16 protein-coding genes are annotated in these 16,471 nt (G+C 55.8%); 13 read left to right on the forward strand and 3 right to left on the reverse strand.

From position 1 onward, the window contains the following. Positions 1–9 precede the first annotated feature (9 nt). The 6 genes from ubiJ (at position 10) to tatD (ending at position 4,911) form a co-directional block, all read left to right on the forward strand. Entirely contained in the window at positions 10–615 is a 606-nt protein-coding gene (gene ubiJ / locus ACVKSX_RS17030; RefSeq protein WP_033785768.1) for a ubiquinone biosynthesis protein UbiJ, read from the forward strand. Beyond that, positions 612–2,249, forward strand: a complete 1,638-nt coding sequence (ubiB, locus tag ACVKSX_RS17035; protein WP_010257248.1) for a ubiquinone biosynthesis regulatory protein kinase UbiB — start codon at positions 612–614, stop codon at positions 2,247–2,249. Before ubiJ ends, ubiB begins: the two co-directional genes overlap by 4 nt. Before the next feature lie 109 nt (positions 2,250–2,358). Continuing rightward, on the forward strand, positions 2,359–2,613 hold the full coding sequence (gene tatA, locus ACVKSX_RS17040; RefSeq protein WP_010257244.1) for a Sec-independent protein translocase subunit TatA: 255 nt from the start codon (positions 2,359–2,361) through the stop codon (positions 2,611–2,613). A gap of 3 nt (positions 2,614–2,616) precedes the next feature. Beyond that, positions 2,617–3,282, forward strand: coding sequence for a Sec-independent protein translocase protein TatB (gene tatB, locus ACVKSX_RS17045; RefSeq protein ID WP_033759483.1), 666 nt, complete (start codon positions 2,617–2,619; stop codon positions 3,280–3,282). Next, positions 3,282–4,040, forward strand: a complete 759-nt coding sequence (gene tatC, locus ACVKSX_RS17050; RefSeq protein ID WP_010257238.1) for a Sec-independent protein translocase subunit TatC — start codon at positions 3,282–3,284, stop codon at positions 4,038–4,040. The genes tatB and tatC overlap by 1 nt, the downstream gene beginning before the upstream one ends. Before the next feature lie 88 nt (positions 4,041–4,128). Continuing rightward, complete coding sequence (tatD, locus tag ACVKSX_RS17055; protein WP_010257234.1) at positions 4,129–4,911, forward strand: 3'-5' ssDNA/RNA exonuclease TatD; 783 nt, start codon at positions 4,129–4,131, stop codon at positions 4,909–4,911. Here the strand turns inward: tatD and rfaH are convergent. Then, positions 4,908–5,396 carry a transcription/translation regulatory transformer protein RfaH gene (gene rfaH / locus ACVKSX_RS17060; protein WP_010257230.1) on the reverse strand — a complete coding sequence of 163 codons (489 nt, stop codon included), beginning with the start codon at positions 5,394–5,396 and terminating at the stop codon, positions 4,908–4,910. The genes tatD and rfaH overlap by 4 nt on opposite strands. Positions 5,397–5,602: 206 nt before the next feature. Between rfaH and pepE the strand changes: the two genes are divergently transcribed. From pepE to fre, 3 genes are all read left to right on the forward strand, one after another. After that, positions 5,603–6,328, forward strand: coding sequence for a dipeptidase PepE (gene pepE, locus ACVKSX_RS17065; protein ID WP_010257226.1), 726 nt, complete (start codon positions 5,603–5,605; stop codon positions 6,326–6,328). Between the two features lie 80 nt (positions 6,329–6,408). After that, positions 6,409–7,893, forward strand: a complete 1,485-nt coding sequence (gene ubiD / locus ACVKSX_RS17070; protein ID WP_010257222.1) for a 4-hydroxy-3-polyprenylbenzoate decarboxylase — start codon at positions 6,409–6,411, stop codon at positions 7,891–7,893. Positions 7,894–7,934: 41 nt separating this feature from the next. Then, positions 7,935–8,636 carry an NAD(P)H-flavin reductase gene (gene fre, locus ACVKSX_RS17075; protein WP_010257219.1) on the forward strand — a complete coding sequence of 234 codons (702 nt, stop codon included), beginning with the start codon at positions 7,935–7,937 and terminating at the stop codon, positions 8,634–8,636. 81 nt (positions 8,637–8,717) lie between these two features. Here the strand turns inward: fre and fadA are convergent, their stop codons facing one another. Next, the gene (gene fadA / locus ACVKSX_RS17080; protein WP_284672759.1) at positions 8,718–9,881 is read right to left on the reverse strand and encodes an acetyl-CoA C-acyltransferase FadA; all 1,164 of its coding nucleotides are present in this window, start codon (positions 9,879–9,881) and stop codon (positions 8,718–8,720) included. A gap of 10 nt (positions 9,882–9,891) precedes the next feature. Further along, on the reverse strand, positions 9,892–12,075 hold the full coding sequence (fadB, locus tag ACVKSX_RS17085; protein WP_010671686.1) for a fatty acid oxidation complex subunit alpha FadB: 2,184 nt from the start codon (positions 12,073–12,075) through the stop codon (positions 9,892–9,894). A 186-nt stretch (positions 12,076–12,261) separates the two neighbouring features. Here fadB and pepQ point away from each other — a divergent pair, with 186 nt between their 5' ends. From pepQ to hemG, 4 genes are read left to right on the forward strand one after another with little or no spacing between them, the layout of a single operon-like run. Next, on the forward strand, positions 12,262–13,593 hold the full coding sequence (gene pepQ, locus ACVKSX_RS17090) for a Xaa-Pro dipeptidase (protein WP_010671687.1): 1,332 nt from the start codon (positions 12,262–12,264) through the stop codon (positions 13,591–13,593). Continuing rightward, on the forward strand, positions 13,593–14,210 hold the full coding sequence (locus ACVKSX_RS17095; RefSeq protein ID WP_010257205.1) for an IMPACT family protein: 618 nt from the start codon (positions 13,593–13,595) through the stop codon (positions 14,208–14,210). The genes pepQ and ACVKSX_RS17095 overlap by 1 nt, the downstream gene beginning before the upstream one ends. A gap of 32 nt (positions 14,211–14,242) precedes the next feature. After that, positions 14,243–15,694: a Trk system potassium transporter TrkH gene (gene trkH, locus ACVKSX_RS17100; protein ID WP_010257200.1), complete on the forward strand. Its 1,452-nt coding sequence runs from the start codon at positions 14,243–14,245 to the stop codon at positions 15,692–15,694. Positions 15,695–15,711: 17 nt separating this feature from the next. Continuing rightward, entirely contained in the window at positions 15,712–16,245 is a 534-nt protein-coding gene (gene hemG, locus ACVKSX_RS17105; RefSeq protein WP_284672760.1) for a menaquinone-dependent protoporphyrinogen IX dehydrogenase, read from the forward strand. Positions 16,246–16,471: the final 226 nt, after the last annotated feature.

A 16,471-nucleotide genomic window follows, 5' to 3' on the forward strand; every position in this document is an offset into this window, starting at 1 on the left:
GAGATGGTAATGAACCTGACGCCCTTGATTACCGCGGGCCTGGAAACGGCGCTGAACCGTATTCTCTATCGCGATCGTGGCCTGAAACCGGCGCGGCAACGCCTGAATGGCAAAGTGCTGACGCTGCGCCTGAATGAGCTCTCTCATCCGCTGGTGCTGGTCTTCAGTGAACAGCAGGTCGATGTGTTAGCTGACTGGCAGGATCGCAGTGACTGCACGGTGATCACCTCGCTGAAAACCCTGCCGAAGCTGCGCGATCGCCAGCAGCTGACGCCGCTGATCCGTAGCGGTGAACTGCAGGTTGAAGGTGACCTGCAGGTGGTGCAGCAGTTCTCTGCGCTGATGGATCTGGCTGAGCTGGATCCGGCAGAATATCTGGCTCCCTGGGTCGGCGATATCGCCGCACAGGGGATCAGCCAGCGCTCACAACAGGCATTACGCTTTTTCAAAGGTGAAGTGCAGCGTCGCCAGGATTATCTCGGACAGGCCATAACCGAAGAGTGGCGTGTTGCGCCTGGCTCGCTGGAGTTAGCCTGGTTTTCTGAGGAGGTCGACGCGATGGAACGTTCGCTTGAGGCGCTTGATGCGCGTCTGGCGCAGCTGGAGGCAAAATGAGTTTTGGAGAGATCCGCCGCTTATATCTGATCATGAAGGTGTTTCTGACCTATGGCCTTGATGAACTGATTCCTCAGACACGCCTCACTTTCCTGTTTCGCCTGTGGCGTCGCTCTGTTTTCTGGATCCCTAATCTGCATCAGCATGAACCGATCGGCGCACGTATGCGCATGGCGATGGAGCAGCTGGGTCCGGTCTGGATCAAGTTTGGCCAGATGCTGTCGACCCGTCGTGATCTCTTCCCGCCGCTGATTGCCGATCAACTGGCGATCCTGCAGGACCGTGTTGCGCCGTTCGATGGCGTCAAAGCCAAAGCGCAGATTGAAGCTTCAATGGGCGCGCCGATTGAAACCTGGTTTGATGATTTTGATATCAAGCCACTGGCTTCGGCATCCATTGCGCAGGTGCACACCGCCACGCTGAAATCAACTGGCAAGAAAGTGGTGATTAAAGTGATTCGCCCCGATATTTTGCCGGTGATTCGGGCGGACATGAAGCTGATCTATCGCCTGGCCCGCTGGGTCCCGCGCCTGTTGCCGGATGGCCGTCGTCTGCGTCCGGTCGAAGTGGTGCGCGATTATGAGAAAACCCTGCTTGATGAGCTGAATCTGTTACGTGAAGCGGCCAACGCCATTCAGCTGCGCCGGAATTTTGAAGATAGCCGCATGCTCTATGTGCCGGAAGTCTATTCCGACTACTGCAGCGAAACCATGATGGTGATGGAGCGCATCTACGGCATTCCGATTTCAGATGTTGCCACGCTGGAGCGTCATGGCGTTAATATGAAGCTGCTGGCAGAACGTGGCGTGCAGGTCTTCTTCACCCAGGTCTTCCGCGACAGCTTCTTCCATGCGGATATGCATCCTGGCAATATTTTTGTCAGCTATGAACATCCGGAAGATCCACAATATATCGGCATCGATTGCGGTATCGTGGGGTCACTGAACAAAGAAGATAAGCGCTATCTGGCTGAAAACTTTATCGCCTTCTTCAACCGTGACTACCGTAAGGTCGCGGAGTTGCACGTTGACTCAGGCTGGGTGCCGCCCGATACCAACGTAGAAGATTTCGAGTTTGCGATTCGTACGGTCTGCGAGCCGATTTTTGAAAAACCGCTGGCTGAAATCTCCTTCGGGCATGTGCTGCTGAACCTGTTCAACACCGCACGCCGCTTTAATATGGAAGTGCAGCCGCAGCTGGTCCTGCTGCAAAAAACGCTGCTCTATGTTGAAGGCATCGGCCGTCAGCTCTATCCGCAGCTCGACCTGTGGAAGACAGCCAAGCCCTTCCTGGAAGAGTGGATCAAAGATCAGGTGGGATTACCGGCTATTATCCGTGCGGTAAAAGAGAAAGCGCCATTCTGGGCTGAGAAACTCCCTGAGCTGCCGGAGCTGTTTTACGACAGCATGCGCCAGCACAAACTTTTAAGGCACAGCGTCGATAAATTAGTGGGCGATATGAATGCGCAGCGCGTCCGGCACCATCAGGCGCGTTACCTGTTCGGCGTCGGTGCAACGTTGCTGTTAAGCGGAACGGCTGTGCTGCTCACCCGACCGGATTGGGACTTTTTCCCGGCGGTGTTGATGGCAGCAGGAATTGTCTCCTGGTTAATCGGCTGGCGTAAGACAAACTGATTGTCACGTCCGTCTAAAAAAAGGTAATGTCGCTGGCTCAGGCCCGGTTGAAAAGGGCACTCTGTGGTGCATTACCTCATCGTTTTCACAGAATATTAGAGGCTATCTCATGGGCGGTATCAGTATCTGGCAATTGTTAATCATTGCCGTGATTGTTGTACTTCTGTTCGGTACCAACAAATTACGTAATCTGGGTTCAGATTTGGGTTCTTCGATTCGTGGCTTCAAAAAAGCCATGGGTGACGAGGACGACAAAAAGGATCAACCGAAAGAGCAGGACGCTGACTTCGCTGCCAAAACGCTGGCGGACAAACAGCAAACTTCGGCTAACAAAGAAGAAGCCAAGAACGACAAGCAGGTGTAAACCGTGTTTGATATTGGTTTTAGTGAACTGGTATTGGTGTTCGTGATCGGGCTGATTGTACTCGGCCCGCAACGTTTACCGGTTGCGGTGAAAACCGTGGTCGGCTGGATCAGGGCGATTCGTTCGCTGGCAGCCAATGTACAACATGAACTGGCGCAGGAGCTCAAGCTGCAGGAGTTGCAGGAGAGCCTGAAAAAGGTGGAAGAAGCGGGCCGTGGCACGCTCTCACCCGAGCTGAAAGAGTCGATGGAAGAGCTGCGTAAAACTGCGGATTCAATGAAACGCTCGGTCAGTCAGAGCATCGACATTGAAAAAGAGGAAGACGAGGCAAACACCATCCATTCGGCTCAGCACAGGCCCGCGCCTGCTCCGGCTGAGCCTTCGGCGACACCGGCTACAGCAGAACATCAGGCCAGTGCCCCGGCACAGACACCGTCTGCGGTTTCAGACTCAGGCCCGGCGGTGCAGCCCTCTGCCGCACCTTCTGCCGTCGCCAATGCTCCTGCACCGGCTTCTTCAGCGGTTTCATCAGGTCCGGCGGTGCAGTCCTCTGCCGCACCAACCGCTGTGGCCAGCGCACCGGCACAGGCGCCCGCTGGCGACGTTGCCAGGCCGGCAGATCCTGCGCGTCATTCCGCTACCCCCTCTTCTGCAAGTGATGAACGATAATGGCCGTTGAAGATACCCAACCGCTCATCAGTCATCTGATTGAGCTGCGTAAGCGACTACTGAACTGCATCATTGCCGTATTAGCGATTTTCCTGGTGCTGGTTTATTTCGCCAACGACATCTACCAGCTGGTCGCGGCACCGCTAATCAGCCAGATGCCGGTGGGCTCCAGCATGATCGCGACCGATGTGGCCTCACCGTTTTTCACCCCGATTAAGCTGACCATTATAGTGTCGGTGTTTCTTGCGGTGCCGGTGATCCTCTATCAGGTCTGGGCATTTGTCGCCCCGGCGCTTTACCGTCATGAGCGCAGGCTGGTTATGCCGCTGCTGTTTTCCAGCACCTTCCTGTTCTACTTCGGCGTGGCCTTTGCCTATTTCGTGGTCTTCCCGCTGGCATTTGGTTTTTTCACCAAGACAGCGCCGATCGGCGTGACTGTAGCAACGGATATCTCCAAATACCTCGATTTTGTCATGACGCTGTTTATGGCATTTGGCGTGGCGTTTGAAGTGCCGGTGGCGATTGTGTTGCTGTGCTGGACCGGTATCACCAGCCCGGAAGAGTTGAAGAAGAAACGTCCCTATATTCTGGTGGGCGCCTTCGTGGTCGGGATGTTGCTCACACCGCCGGATGTTTTTTCCCAAACTTTGCTCGCTATTCCGATGTACTGCCTGTTTGAAGTCGGCGTATTCTTTTCCCGTTACTATGTGGGTAAAGGCCGCCGGTTACAGGATGAAGAAGAGAATACCGACTCCTGATGCGGACAGCTTTACCCGCACTGGCGGGAAGCGATCACTCCAAACCGCCCTGATGGGCGGTTTTTGTTTATAAACTGTGGGAAAAATTATGTTTGATATCGGTGTAAACCTGACCAGCACGCAATTCGCCTCCGACCGGCAAAAGGTGGTTAAACGCGCGCGTGATGCGGGCGTCACCGGCATGCTTATTACCGGCACTAACGCGCTGGAGAGCCAGCAGGCTCAGCGACTGGCTGAAGATCAAGCGGGCTTCTGTTGGTCTACCGCGGGCGTCCATCCTCATCATGCCAGCGAATGGTCAACGGAAATTGCCAGCACCCTGCGTCGCCTGGCTGAAAAACCGGAAGTGGTTGCCATCGGTGAATGCGGACTCGATTTCAATCGCAATCTGTCGGCTCATGAGCAGCAGGAGTATGCGTTTGATGCGCAGCTGGCTCTGGCGGCGGAACTCAATATGCCGGTCTTTCTGCACTGCCGCGAAGCCCATGCGCGTTTCGCCGCAGTACTGGCGCCCTGGCTGCCAAAATTGCCTGGCGCGGTGATCCACTGCTTTACCGGCACGCGTGATGAACTGGAAGCCTGTCTGGGCATGGGATTATCGGTAGGGATTACGGGCTGGGTATGCGATGAGCGCCGTGGTCTGGAGTTGCGCGAGCTGCTGCCACTGATTCCGGCCGACCGCCTGCTGCTGGAAACGGATGCCCCATATCTGCTGCCGCGCGACATGCGTCCACGCCCGACTTCGCGCCGTAATGAACCCTGCTTTTTACCGCATATTGTGCACCAGGTGGCGACATGGCGTGGTGAGAGTGCTGAGGAACTGGCGACCCGCATCGACCATAATGCGCGGACGTTATTCAGACTGGCTTAAATCTTGCGGAACTGCTTGTTGTCGACGCTGCGCATTACCTGCTTGTTCAGCAAATTAAGCAACAGAATTGAGCGCGTTTCACCATCCGGCTCGGCAAAGATGGCGCGCAGCCCTTCAAACGTCCCGTCGGTGATGACCACTTCATCACCGCTTTGCGGCGTTTCAGGGTCAAGCAGGATTTGCGGGACGTCTGTTTCCAGCGCTTCAATCACGGCTGAAGGCACGGTCGCGGGCGTCGTGCCAAAGCGCACGAAGTGGCTGACGCCACGGGTGCTGCTGATCGTCGTGGTGTGAATGGCTTCCGGATCAAACTCGATAAACAGATAATTTGGGAACAGTGGCTCACTCACGGTGGTGCGTTTACCGCGCACGATCTTTTCCAGAGCGATCATCGGGCTGAGGCAATGCACTTCCTGCCGCTCCAGATGCTCCTTCGCGCGCAGTAGCTGTCCACGTTTGCAATAGAGTAAGTACCAGGATTCCATAACTGCTCCCATTGAATGGACGCTAAGAATAGCAAACCTGTTGCCAGAGTTATAGCGCAGGGGCAGGGTAAAGCGTCCCGCAAAGAAAATAAACTGAGACTTTTCTTAAGATGCCCGATGGCAGCAGAAAAGGTGACTGAAAATTGACGTCTGCTATTGCTCTGTATCAGACTCAATGACCATCACATCTGCAAAAGGATCCTCTGATGGAACTCTTTCTGTTGAGCAACGGCAAGCTGGCGGATGATGCGCCGCTGCTGGGCTATGCGCAGCCGCAGCTGCACGCCATGATTGCCCGACGCGCTATCCGCTCGGCGGTACTGATCCCCTACGCGATTATTCGTGGCGATCAGCAGCAACGCGCCGCCGAACTCAGTGCCTCTCTGGGCATTCAGGTTGAGCGGGTTCAGGCATTCGCCTCACCGGCTGAAGCGATTGCGCAGGCAGAGCTGATTTTAGTCAGCGGCGGCAACACCTGGTTCCTGAATCAGATGCTGCATGAGCAGGGTCTGATCGGGGCGATTCAGCGCGCGGTGCGGGAGCGGCAGGTACCTTATGTCGGCTGGAGCGCAGGCTGCAACGTGGCGACGCCCTCAATCCGTACCACGAACGATATGCCGGTGCGCAGCAGCGTGGTGCTGCCTGCGCTGGGACTCTTTCCGGTGCAGATTAATCCCCACTATCTGGATGCCAGCGTCAGCGGTCATATGGGCGAAACCCGTGACGAACGGCTGGCAGAGTTCTGTGCAGTTAATCCGACTGAATCGGTGATTGCACTGCGTGAAGGCAGTTTTCTGCACGTTCACGACAATCAGCTGCGCTATCACAGCGTGCGAAACGAAGATTTTAAACTGTTTCGCCACGGCGAGCCGATTCAGGGGTATCACGATGCCCGCGCGTTACAACCGCTGGTTCCCTTTCAGTGCGTATGACGCTGCCATATAAACCTCAGCATAACCGCTTAATCAGACCTATAATGGCCGATTCACTCTGGCCGGAAAGCTAAAGCCGCATGAAATATCACGATTTAAGAGACTTTCTCGCGCTGCTCGAACAGCGCGGTGAGCTAAAGCGCATTACCCAGTCGATCGATCCTGAACTGGAAATGACCGAAATCGCCGACCGCACTCTGCGTGCCGGTGGCCCGGCTCTGCTGTTTGAAAACCCGAAAGGGTACGACATGCCGGTGCTGTGCAATCTGTTCGGCACACCAAAGCGTGTGGCAATGGGCATGGGCCAGGAAGAGGTCAGCGCACTGCGTGAAGTGGGTAAACTGCTGGCCTTCCTGAAAGAGCCGGAGCCGCCAAAAGGCTTCCGCGATCTGTTCGATAAGATGCCGCAGTTTAAGCAGGTCCTGAACATGCCGACCAAACGCCTGCGCAATGCACCCTGTCAGGAAGAGGTGTTCAGCGGCGATGAAGTCGATCTGACGCGGATTCCGGTGATGAAGTGCTGGCCGGGCGATGCGGCACCGCTGATTACCTGGGGGCTGACCGTGACGCGCGGTCCGCACAAAGAGCGGCAGAATCTTGGGATCTACCGGCAGCAGGTGATCGGCAAAAATCGGCTGATTATGCGCTGGCTGTCGCACCGTGGCGGTGCGCTCGATTATCTGGAGTGGACGAAAGCGCATCCGGGTGAGCGTTTTCCGGTCTCGGTGGCGCTGGGTGCCGATCCTGCCACTATCCTTGGGGCCGTAACGCCGGTGCCTGATACGCTGTCAGAATATGCGTTTGCCGGTTTACTGCGCGGCAATAAAACCGAAGTAGTGAAATGCCTCTCGAACGATCTCGAAGTTCCCGCCAGCGCGGAAATCGTGCTGGAAGGGTATATTGAAGCGGGCGATATGGCGCCGGAAGGACCTTACGGCGACCACACCGGCTACTACAATGAAGTAGATAGCTTCCCGGTGTTTACCGTTACGCATATTACGCAGCGCCATAAGCCTATCTATCACTCCACCTATACCGGCCGTCCGCCAGATGAACCTGCGGTGCTGGGTGTGGCGCTGAATGAAGTGCTGGTGCCGATTCTGGTGAAGCAGTTCCCGGAGATCGTGGACTTCTATCTGCCGCCAGAAGGGTGTTCATACCGGCTGGCGGTCGTGACGATTAAAAAGCAGTACGCGGGGCATGCCAAACGTGTCATGTTTGGCGTCTGGTCGTTTCTGCGGCAGTTCATGTACACCAAATTTGTTATTGTGTGTGACGATGACGTTAATGCGCGTGACTGGAACGACGTGATCTGGGCGATCACCACGCGTATGGATCCGGCCCGCGATACGGTATTAGTGGAAAATACCCCAATCGATTATCTCGATTTCGCTTCGCCCGTTTCCGGGCTGGGATCGAAGATGGGGATGGATGCGACCAATAAGTGGCCAGGTGAAACGCAGCGCGAATGGGGTACACCTATCGTCAAAGATCCTGCGGTCACCGCGCGCATTGATGCTATCTGGGATGAGCTAGGTATTTTTGATCAGCCGCCACAGCGTTGATGGCGAGCACAACCATAAAGACGACCCGACAGAGGGAACGCATGACAACGTTAAGCTGTAAAGTAACTTCGGTTGAGGCGATTACCGACACGGTCTATCGCGTTCGCCTGATCCCTGAAGCGGAATTCAGTTTTCGCGCGGGACAGTATCTGATGGTGGTGATGGACGAGCGTGACAAGCGTCCGTTCTCACTGGCCTCAACGCCGATGGAAAAAGATATCATTGAGCTGCATATCGGCGCGTCCGATCTGAATCTCTATGCCATGGCCGTCATGGATCGCATCCGTAACGATCGCCAGATTACGGTTGATATGCCGCACGGCGATGCCTGGCTGCGTGAAGAGAGCAGCAAGCCGCTGATCCTGATTGCAGGCGGCACCGGTTTCTCCTATGCCCGTTCGATTCTGCTCACTGCACTGGCGGAACAGCCAGAGCGCGATATCGCCATTTACTGGGGCGGACGTGAGCTCAAGCATTTGTACGATCTGGAAGAGCTGGATGCGCTGGCGGTGAAGCACCCGAACCTGAAGGTGATTCCGGTTGTCGAGCAACCTGAAGCGGGCTGGCAGGGCCGTTCAGGCACGGTACTGACGGCAGTAATGCAGGATTTCAGTACGCTGAGCGAGCATGAGATCTACATCGCCGGACGTTTTGAGATGGCGAAGATTGCCCGCGATCGTTTCTGTGCCGAGCGTGGCGCGGTGGAGTCACAGATGTACGGCGATGCGTTTGCCTTTATCTGATGCGCTGAAGCAGCCTGTAGCAGACAGAAAAAACCCGCCGGTTTACTGGCGGGTAAATCTGACAAAGTAAGACTCAACGTATTACAGACGCTCGAATACGGTCGCAATGCCCTGACCCAGTCCGATACACATGGTGGCGAGGCCAAAACGGGCATCGCGTCGCTCCATAATATTCAGCAATGTCGTGCTGATGCGTGCGCCGGAGCAGCCCAGCGGATGGCCTAACGCAATCGCGCCGCCATTCAGATTGACCTTATCATCCATCCGTTCCAGCAAACCTAAGTCCTTGATGCAGGGCAGCGTCTGCGCGGCAAAGGCTTCATTCAGCTCAAACACATCGATATCACTGACGCTCAGTCTCGCCCGTTTTAATGCCAGTTTGCTGGCCGGTACCGGTCCATAGCCCATAATCGAAGGATCACAGCCCACCACCGCCATGCTGCGGATGCGCGCGCGCGGTGTCAGCCCCAGTTCACGGGCGCGTGATTCACTCATGACCAGCATGGCGGCCGCGCCATCTGACAACGCCGACGATGTACCCGCCGTGACGGTGCCGTTTACCGGATCGAAGGCGGGTTTGAGTGCCGCCAGTCCTTCGGCGCTGGTCTCCTCGCGAATCACCTCATCGAAGTCATAGCGTTTAAGAATGCCGTCGCTGTCGTGACCATAGGTGGCGACAATCTCTGTTGCAAAGTCCCCACGCTGGGTGGCCTGCCAGGCCCGCTGGTGTGAACGCAGGGCAAATGCATCCTGCTGCTCACGGCTGATATGATGCATTCGCGCCAGCATTTCAGCCGTTAAGCCCATCATGCCTGCTGCTTTTGCCACGGTTCGGCCCAGACCGGGATGAAAGTCGACGCCGTGATTCATCGGCACATGTCCCATATGCTCCACGCCACCGATCAGACAGCATTGCGCATCACCGACCATAATGGCGCGGGCCGCATCATGCAGCGCCTGCATTGAAGAGCCACACAGTCGGTTGACGGTGGTGGCCGGCACTGAATGCGGGATTTCGGCCAGCAGCGCGGCGTTACGCGCGATATTAAATCCCTGTTCCAGCGTCTGCTGTACGCAGCCCCAGACGATATCGTCCAGTGATGTCGGGTTCACCGCCGGGTTGCGGCTCAGGAGTTCGCGCATCAGGTGCGCAGAGAGATCTTCAGCGCGCACGTGACGAAAGGCGCCGCCTTTTGAACGTCCCATTGGCGTGCGCACCGCATCAATAATCACCACATTTTCCATCTTTTTGCCCTCAGGCGCTTTTCAGCGCGGCTTCATCAATCGGTTTGGCGGCGGGATACCAGCTTTCATGCTGATGGGCTTTCTGCACCAGCAGCGCAGGCAGGGCATATAAGCCACCGAGCGCGCTATAACGCCGGGCCTGATCCACCACATTGCTGTTGCCCAGGGTATCGAGATAGCGGAAAGCGCCGCCACGGAAAGGCGGGAAGCCGAGACCATAGACCAGCGCCATATCCGCTTCCGCTGGCGAGGCAATAATCTTCTCTTCCAGGCAGCGCACTACTTCATTCAGCATTGGCAGCATCATACGATTCAGGATCTCTTCGTCGCTGAAGACCCGCTTAGGCTGGCAGACCTGCTCCAGCAGCGTATCCACTTCGGTATCAGCCACTTTTATCAGCTTGCCCTTTTTATCTTCTTCCCAGCGCCAGAAGCCTTTGCCATTTTTCTGGCCAAAACGACCGGCATCAAACAGCAGATCGATCGCATCACGATAGTCATGCTTCATACGATCCGGGAAACCGTCAGCCATGACGCTTTGCGCGTGGTGCGCGGTATCGATGCCGACCACATCCAGCAGCCATGAGGGGCCCATCGGCCAGCCAAACTGTTTTTCCATCACTTTATCAATCTGACGGAAATCGGCGCCGTCGCGCAGCAGCAGGCTGAAAGCGGCGAAGTAAGGGAACAGCACCCGGTTAACAAAGAAGCCCGGACAGTCATTCACTACGATCGGGGTTTTGCCCATTTTGCTGGCCCAGGCCACCACTTTGCTCAGGGTCGCTTCACTGGTTTTCTCGCCACGAACCACCTCTACCAGCGGCATACGCGGTACCGGATTGAAGAAGTGCATGCCGCAGAAGTTTTCCGGACGCTGAAGCGCCTGCGCCAGCTGGCTGATGGGAATGGTCGAGGTATTGGAGGCCAGAATCGCATCCTCACGCAGATGCTGTTCGGTTTCCGCCAGCACTTTTGCCTTGATCAGCGGGTTCTCTACCACCGCTTCAACCACCACATCAGCCTGTTCAAAACCGGCGTAATCCAGCGTGGGCTGGATAGTGGCGATCACACTGGCGAGTTTGTTGCCGTCGATTTTGCCGCGTTCCAGCAGCTTATTGAGCAGCTTGCTGGCTTCGTTCATCCCCAGCGTTAACGCCTGTGGATTGATATCTTTCATTCTGACCGGCACGCCTTTCCACGCAGACTGGTAGCTGATGCCGCCACCCATGATGCCTGCGCCCAGTACCGCTGCCTGAGCGGGTGCGCCGCTTTCGCTGCCGCGCTTTTTCGCCAGACCTTTCACATACTGGTCGTTGAGGAAGATGCCGACCAGCGCGCGTGCTTCATCAGACTGTGCCAGCGGCACAAACGCTGCGGTTTCAAGCTTCAGCGCGTCATCGCGGCCAAGGCTGGCTGCAGCTTCAATGGTTTTTACCGCCATCAGCGGAGCGGGATAATGCTTGCCTGCGGTTTGCAGCACCATGGCTTTCGCGATAGTGAAGCTCATGGCCGCTTCAATCGGGCTGAGTTTCAGCGGAGCCAGCTTAGGGGCCCGGCGGGCGCGCCAGCTGCCATCAGTGGCAGCGGCCTTAAGCATGGTGATTCCCGCCTCACGCAGTTTCTCGCGAGACACCACGGCATCGACCAGACCGAGTTTAAGAGCGGCATTGCCATCGACATCTTTTCCCGCCGCAATAATTTCCAGCGCACTGTCGGCGCCCAGCAGGCGCGGCAATCGCACGCTGCCGCCAAATCCCGGCATGATGCCGAGTTTGGTTTCCGGCAGGCCAATACGGGCGTCCGCAGTAGCGATACGCAGATCGGTTGCCAGTACGCATTCACATCCGCCGCCCAGTGCATAGCCGTCAATGGCGGCCAGAGTCGGTACCGGCAAATCTTCCAGACGATTGAAGATGCTGTTGGCGTAACTCAGCCACTGGCTCAGTTTTTCGGTGGGTGCATCAAACAGTGAAAGGAACTCGGTGATATCTGCCCCTACAATAAAGGCAGGTTTAGCGGAGCTCAGCAGCAGGCCGCGCAGTTCTGGCTGCTGCTCCAGCACAGCTATTGCCTCGCCCAGGCTGGCGACAGTTTGCGTATCGAGCTTGTTGACCGAGCCCGTAGCGTCAAAAACCAGCTCGGCGATGCCATCGTCCAGCCAGTGAAGAGTAAGGTTAGCGCCTTGGTAGAGCATGTGCGTCTCCTGAAACCGCGAAAGGTGATCTGGTCATACCAGATGATCGTGAGTGTGGGAGCGATGTTAATTTTTTGCAAACTGGTCTTTGCTTATTTGCTAACAAGATCACAGCTGCGCCGACTTCGGCATCTGCGCAAGGGGTATGCTAAACTGCGGCCATTTCGCGACACTGGAGAGACGTCAATGGATTCACTGAAGACCTTGTATCACGCGCACATCGCCACGTTGCAACAACGGGCGCAGCAGGTGCTGGCACGCAATAAACTGGATGCGATGTTGATCCATTCCGGTGAGTTGTTGACGGTGTTTCTGGATGATCACACTTATCCGTTTAAGGTGAATCCGCAGTTCAAGGCCTGGGTGCCGGTGACGCAGGTGCCCAACTGCTGGCTCTGGATTGATGGGGTGAACAAACCGAAACTGTGGTTCTACTCTCCGGTGGATTACTGGCATAACGTTGAACCGTTGCCGGATAGCTTCTGGACCGGGGATGTCGACGTTATCGGCCTGAAAAATGCGGATGAGATAGCGCAGTTGCTGCCTGCACAGCGTGATAACGTCGCCTATATCGGCCCGGTTAACGCGCGTGCATCTCAGCTCGGCATCGCCTCTGGCAATATTAATCCCAAAGCGGTAATCGACTTCCTGCACTTCCATCGCAGCATCAAAACTGATTATGAACTCGCCTGTCTGCGCCAGGCGCAGAAGCTGGCGGTTGCCGGTCATCGCGCGGCGAAAGAGGCGTTCTCGGCGGGCTTAAGTGAGTTCGATATCAATCAGGCGTATCTGACCGCTACCGGTCATCGCGACACCGATGTACCTTACGGCAATATCATTGCGCTGAATGAGCACGCTGCGGTGCTGCACTACACCCGGCTGGATCATCAGCCACCGGCGAAACGCCATAGCTTTTTGATTGATGCGGGTGCCGAGTATCTTGGCTATGCCGCTGATTTGACCCGCAGCTATGCGGCGCAGAGCAGTTCGCTCTATGCCAGAATGGTTGAGGCGATGAACACTGAAGAGCTGGCCCTGATAGCCACGCTGAAACCGGGCGTACGCTACACCGATTACCACCTTCAGATGCATCAGCGTATTGCGAAGATGTTGCTGAAGTTTGAGCTGGTTCAGGGAATCAGCGAAGAAGCGCTGGTGGCTGAAGATCTGACCGGTCCGTTTATGCCACATGGCCTGGGGCATCCGCTGGGTCTGCAGGTCCATGACGTTGCCGGTTTTATGCAGGATGAGCAGGGCACCCATCTCGCCGCGCCAGCGCAATATCCTTATCTTCGCTGCACCCGCGTGCTGCAACCGGGCATGGTATTAACCATTGAGCCGGGCTTCTATATTATTGATTCGTTACTCAAGCCGCTGCGTGAAGGCCGTTTCAGTCAGCACTTTAACTGGCAGGCCATTGATGCGCTTCGGCCTTATGGCGGGATTCGTATCGAGGATAACGTGGTGATCCATGCGCATCGCGTTGAGAACATGACCCGCGATCTGCATCTGGCCTGATGGAGGCCTTTGATATTCCCGCTGTGCCAGTAAGCAGCAGTGAGGAGACAATCAAAAAGAGTCGCTTCATTACGCTACTGGCGCACACCGAGGGTGCAGAGGCGGCGCGCGCGTTTGTCCAGCAGGTTAAAAGCGAGCATCCCACTGCCCGGCATCACTGCTGGGCCTGGGTAGCGGGCGCGCCGAATGATTCTCAGCAACTCGGTTTCTCTGATGATGGTGAACCTTCGGGTACGGCAGGGAAACCGATGCTGGCGCAACTGATGGGCGCGGATATTGGCGAGATTACCGCTGTGGTGGTGCGTTACTACGGCGGCATCATGCTGGGAACCGGCGGCTTAGTGAAAGCGTATGGTGGTGGCGTCCAGCAAGGGCTTAAGCAGCTGCCACGGCAGCGCAAAGTGCCGATGAAGCTGTTCACTTTGCAATGTGACTATGCACAGCTCAGTGATATTGAACGGCTGGTACAGCGTTTTGAAGGTAAGGTGACCGACAGCCAGTTTCAGGATCGTATTGCATTGACGCTGGCTGTACCTTACGGACAGATCGACGGGTTCAAAAAAAATCTGTCAGACTTTAGTCGGGGCGCGTTATCGCTGATCCCGCTCACACCATGATGTTCATCTCTTTTATTTAAAGGAACGGCTGAATGCACTTTCGCGCCATTACCCGCATAGTCGGTCTGCTGGTGATCCTCTTTTCAGTGACGATGATTTTGCCCGGCCTGGTCGCCTTAATTTATCGCGATGGCGCAGGGCGGGCGTTTAGCCAGACCTTTATGATGGCGCTGGTGATCGGCTCGCTGCTGTGGTGGCCGAATCGCAAAAAGAAAACCGAACTCAAACCGCGGGAAGGGTTTCTGATTGTGGTCCTGTTCTGGACGGTGCTGGGCAGCGTAGGGGCGATGCCCTTTATCTTTGCCGAACAGCCGCATCTTTCGGTGACGGATGCGTTCTTTGAATCTTTCTCTGGCCTGACAACCACCGGTGCCACCACGCTGGTGGGGCTGGACTCGTTGCCTAAGGCGATTCTCTTCTATCGGCAGATGCTGCAGTGGCTGGGCGGTATGGGGATCATCGTATTAGCCGTGGCGATACTGCCGATTCTGGGCGTCGGGGGCATGCAGCTCTATCGCGCTGAAATGCCGGGGCCGCTGAAAGATAATAAAATGCGACCGCGTATCGCCGAGACGGCTAAAACACTCTGGCTGATCTACGTCCTGCTGACGATAGCCTGTGCGCTGGCATTGTGGCTGGCGGGAATGCCAGCGTTTGATGCTATTGGCCACAGTTTCTCGACTATCGCCATTGGCGGCTTCTCAACCCATGATGCCAGTATCGGCTATTTTAACAGTGGCACCATCAATACCATCGTGGCGGTGTTTCTGCTGATCTCAGGCTGTAACTACGGCCTGCACTTTGCCATGTTAAGCGGACGCAATCTGCGTGTGTACTGGCGCGACCCTGAGTTCCGCATGTTTATTGGCGTTCAGCTGACGCTGGTGTTGATCTGTACCCTGGTGCTCTGGTTCCATAATGTCTATGAAAGTGGCTGGCAGACGCTGAACCAGGCCTTTTTCCAGGTGGTCTCAATGGCGACGACGGCGGGATTCACGACCGACAGCATCGCACGCTGGCCATTGTTCCTGCCGGTACTGCTGTTGTGCTCCGCCTTTATCGGCGGCTGTGCCGGTTCAACCGGCGGTGGTCTGAAGGTGATTCGCATACTGCTGTTATGCAAGCAGGGTAACCGTGAGCTTAAGCGTCTGGTTCACCCCAATGCGGTCTACACCATTAAGCTGGGCAACCGGGCGCTGCCGGAACGTATCCTTGAAGCCGTATGGGGATTCTTCTCGGCTTATGCGCTGGTGTTCCTGATCAGCATGCTGGCGATCATCGCCACCGGCGTTGACGACTTCTCGGCTTTTGCTGCCGTTGCCGCGACGCTCAATAACCTCGGCCCTGGCTTAGGGGTCGTAGCTGATAACTTCACTTCAATGAATGACGTGGCGAAATGGATTCTTATTTCCACCATGTTATTCGGGCGTCTCGAGGTATTCACCTTGCTGGTGCTGTTCACGCCTACTTTCTGGCGTGAATAATTAATAAGGATGCTGACATGAAAGCGCTGATTCTCTATTCCACTCGCGACGGACAAACCAGGAAGATTGCCTCTTCTATTGCTGATGTGATCCGTCAGCAGCAGCAGTGTGATGTACTGAACATTAAGGATGCCTCTCTGCCTGACTGGGCACAGTATGATCGTGTGTTAATTGGCGCATCTATCCGCTATGGCCATTTTCAGCCGGTCGTCGATAAGTTCGTTAAACAACACCTTCATGAGTTGCAGCAGCGAACCAGCGGTTTCTTTTCGGTGAACCTGACGGCGCGCAAACCTGAGAAGCGCTCTCCTGAAACCAATGCCTATACGCAGAAGTTCCTGGCACACTCGCCGTGGCAGCCTGATTGCTGTGCCGTGTTCGCAGGCGCGCTCTATTATCCGCGCTATCGCTGGTTCGATCGCGTCATGATCCAGTTGATTATGCGCATGACCGGTGGTGAGACAGATTCGACGAAAGAAGTGGAGTACACGGACTGGCAGCAGGTAAGCACTTTTGCCAATGATTTTGCACAGTTACCAGGCAAATCGTAGCGAAATAGCGCGATTTGATGAAAATTACTGCGAACGATAATCTTTTCGTAATAAACACTTGTCAGCCCGCGCGAACTCCCTATAATGCGCCTCCATCGACACGGAACACCGGCAACGGGATGACAGGTTGAGAGGCACAGGAGACTGCGCCGCCGGAGAAAAACTTCTGAGAAAGAGGTTGACTCTGCAGGAGGAAAGCGTAATATACGCCACCTCGCGACAGGAC

Source organism: Pantoea sp. PvP021 (genome assembly GCF_054056055.1).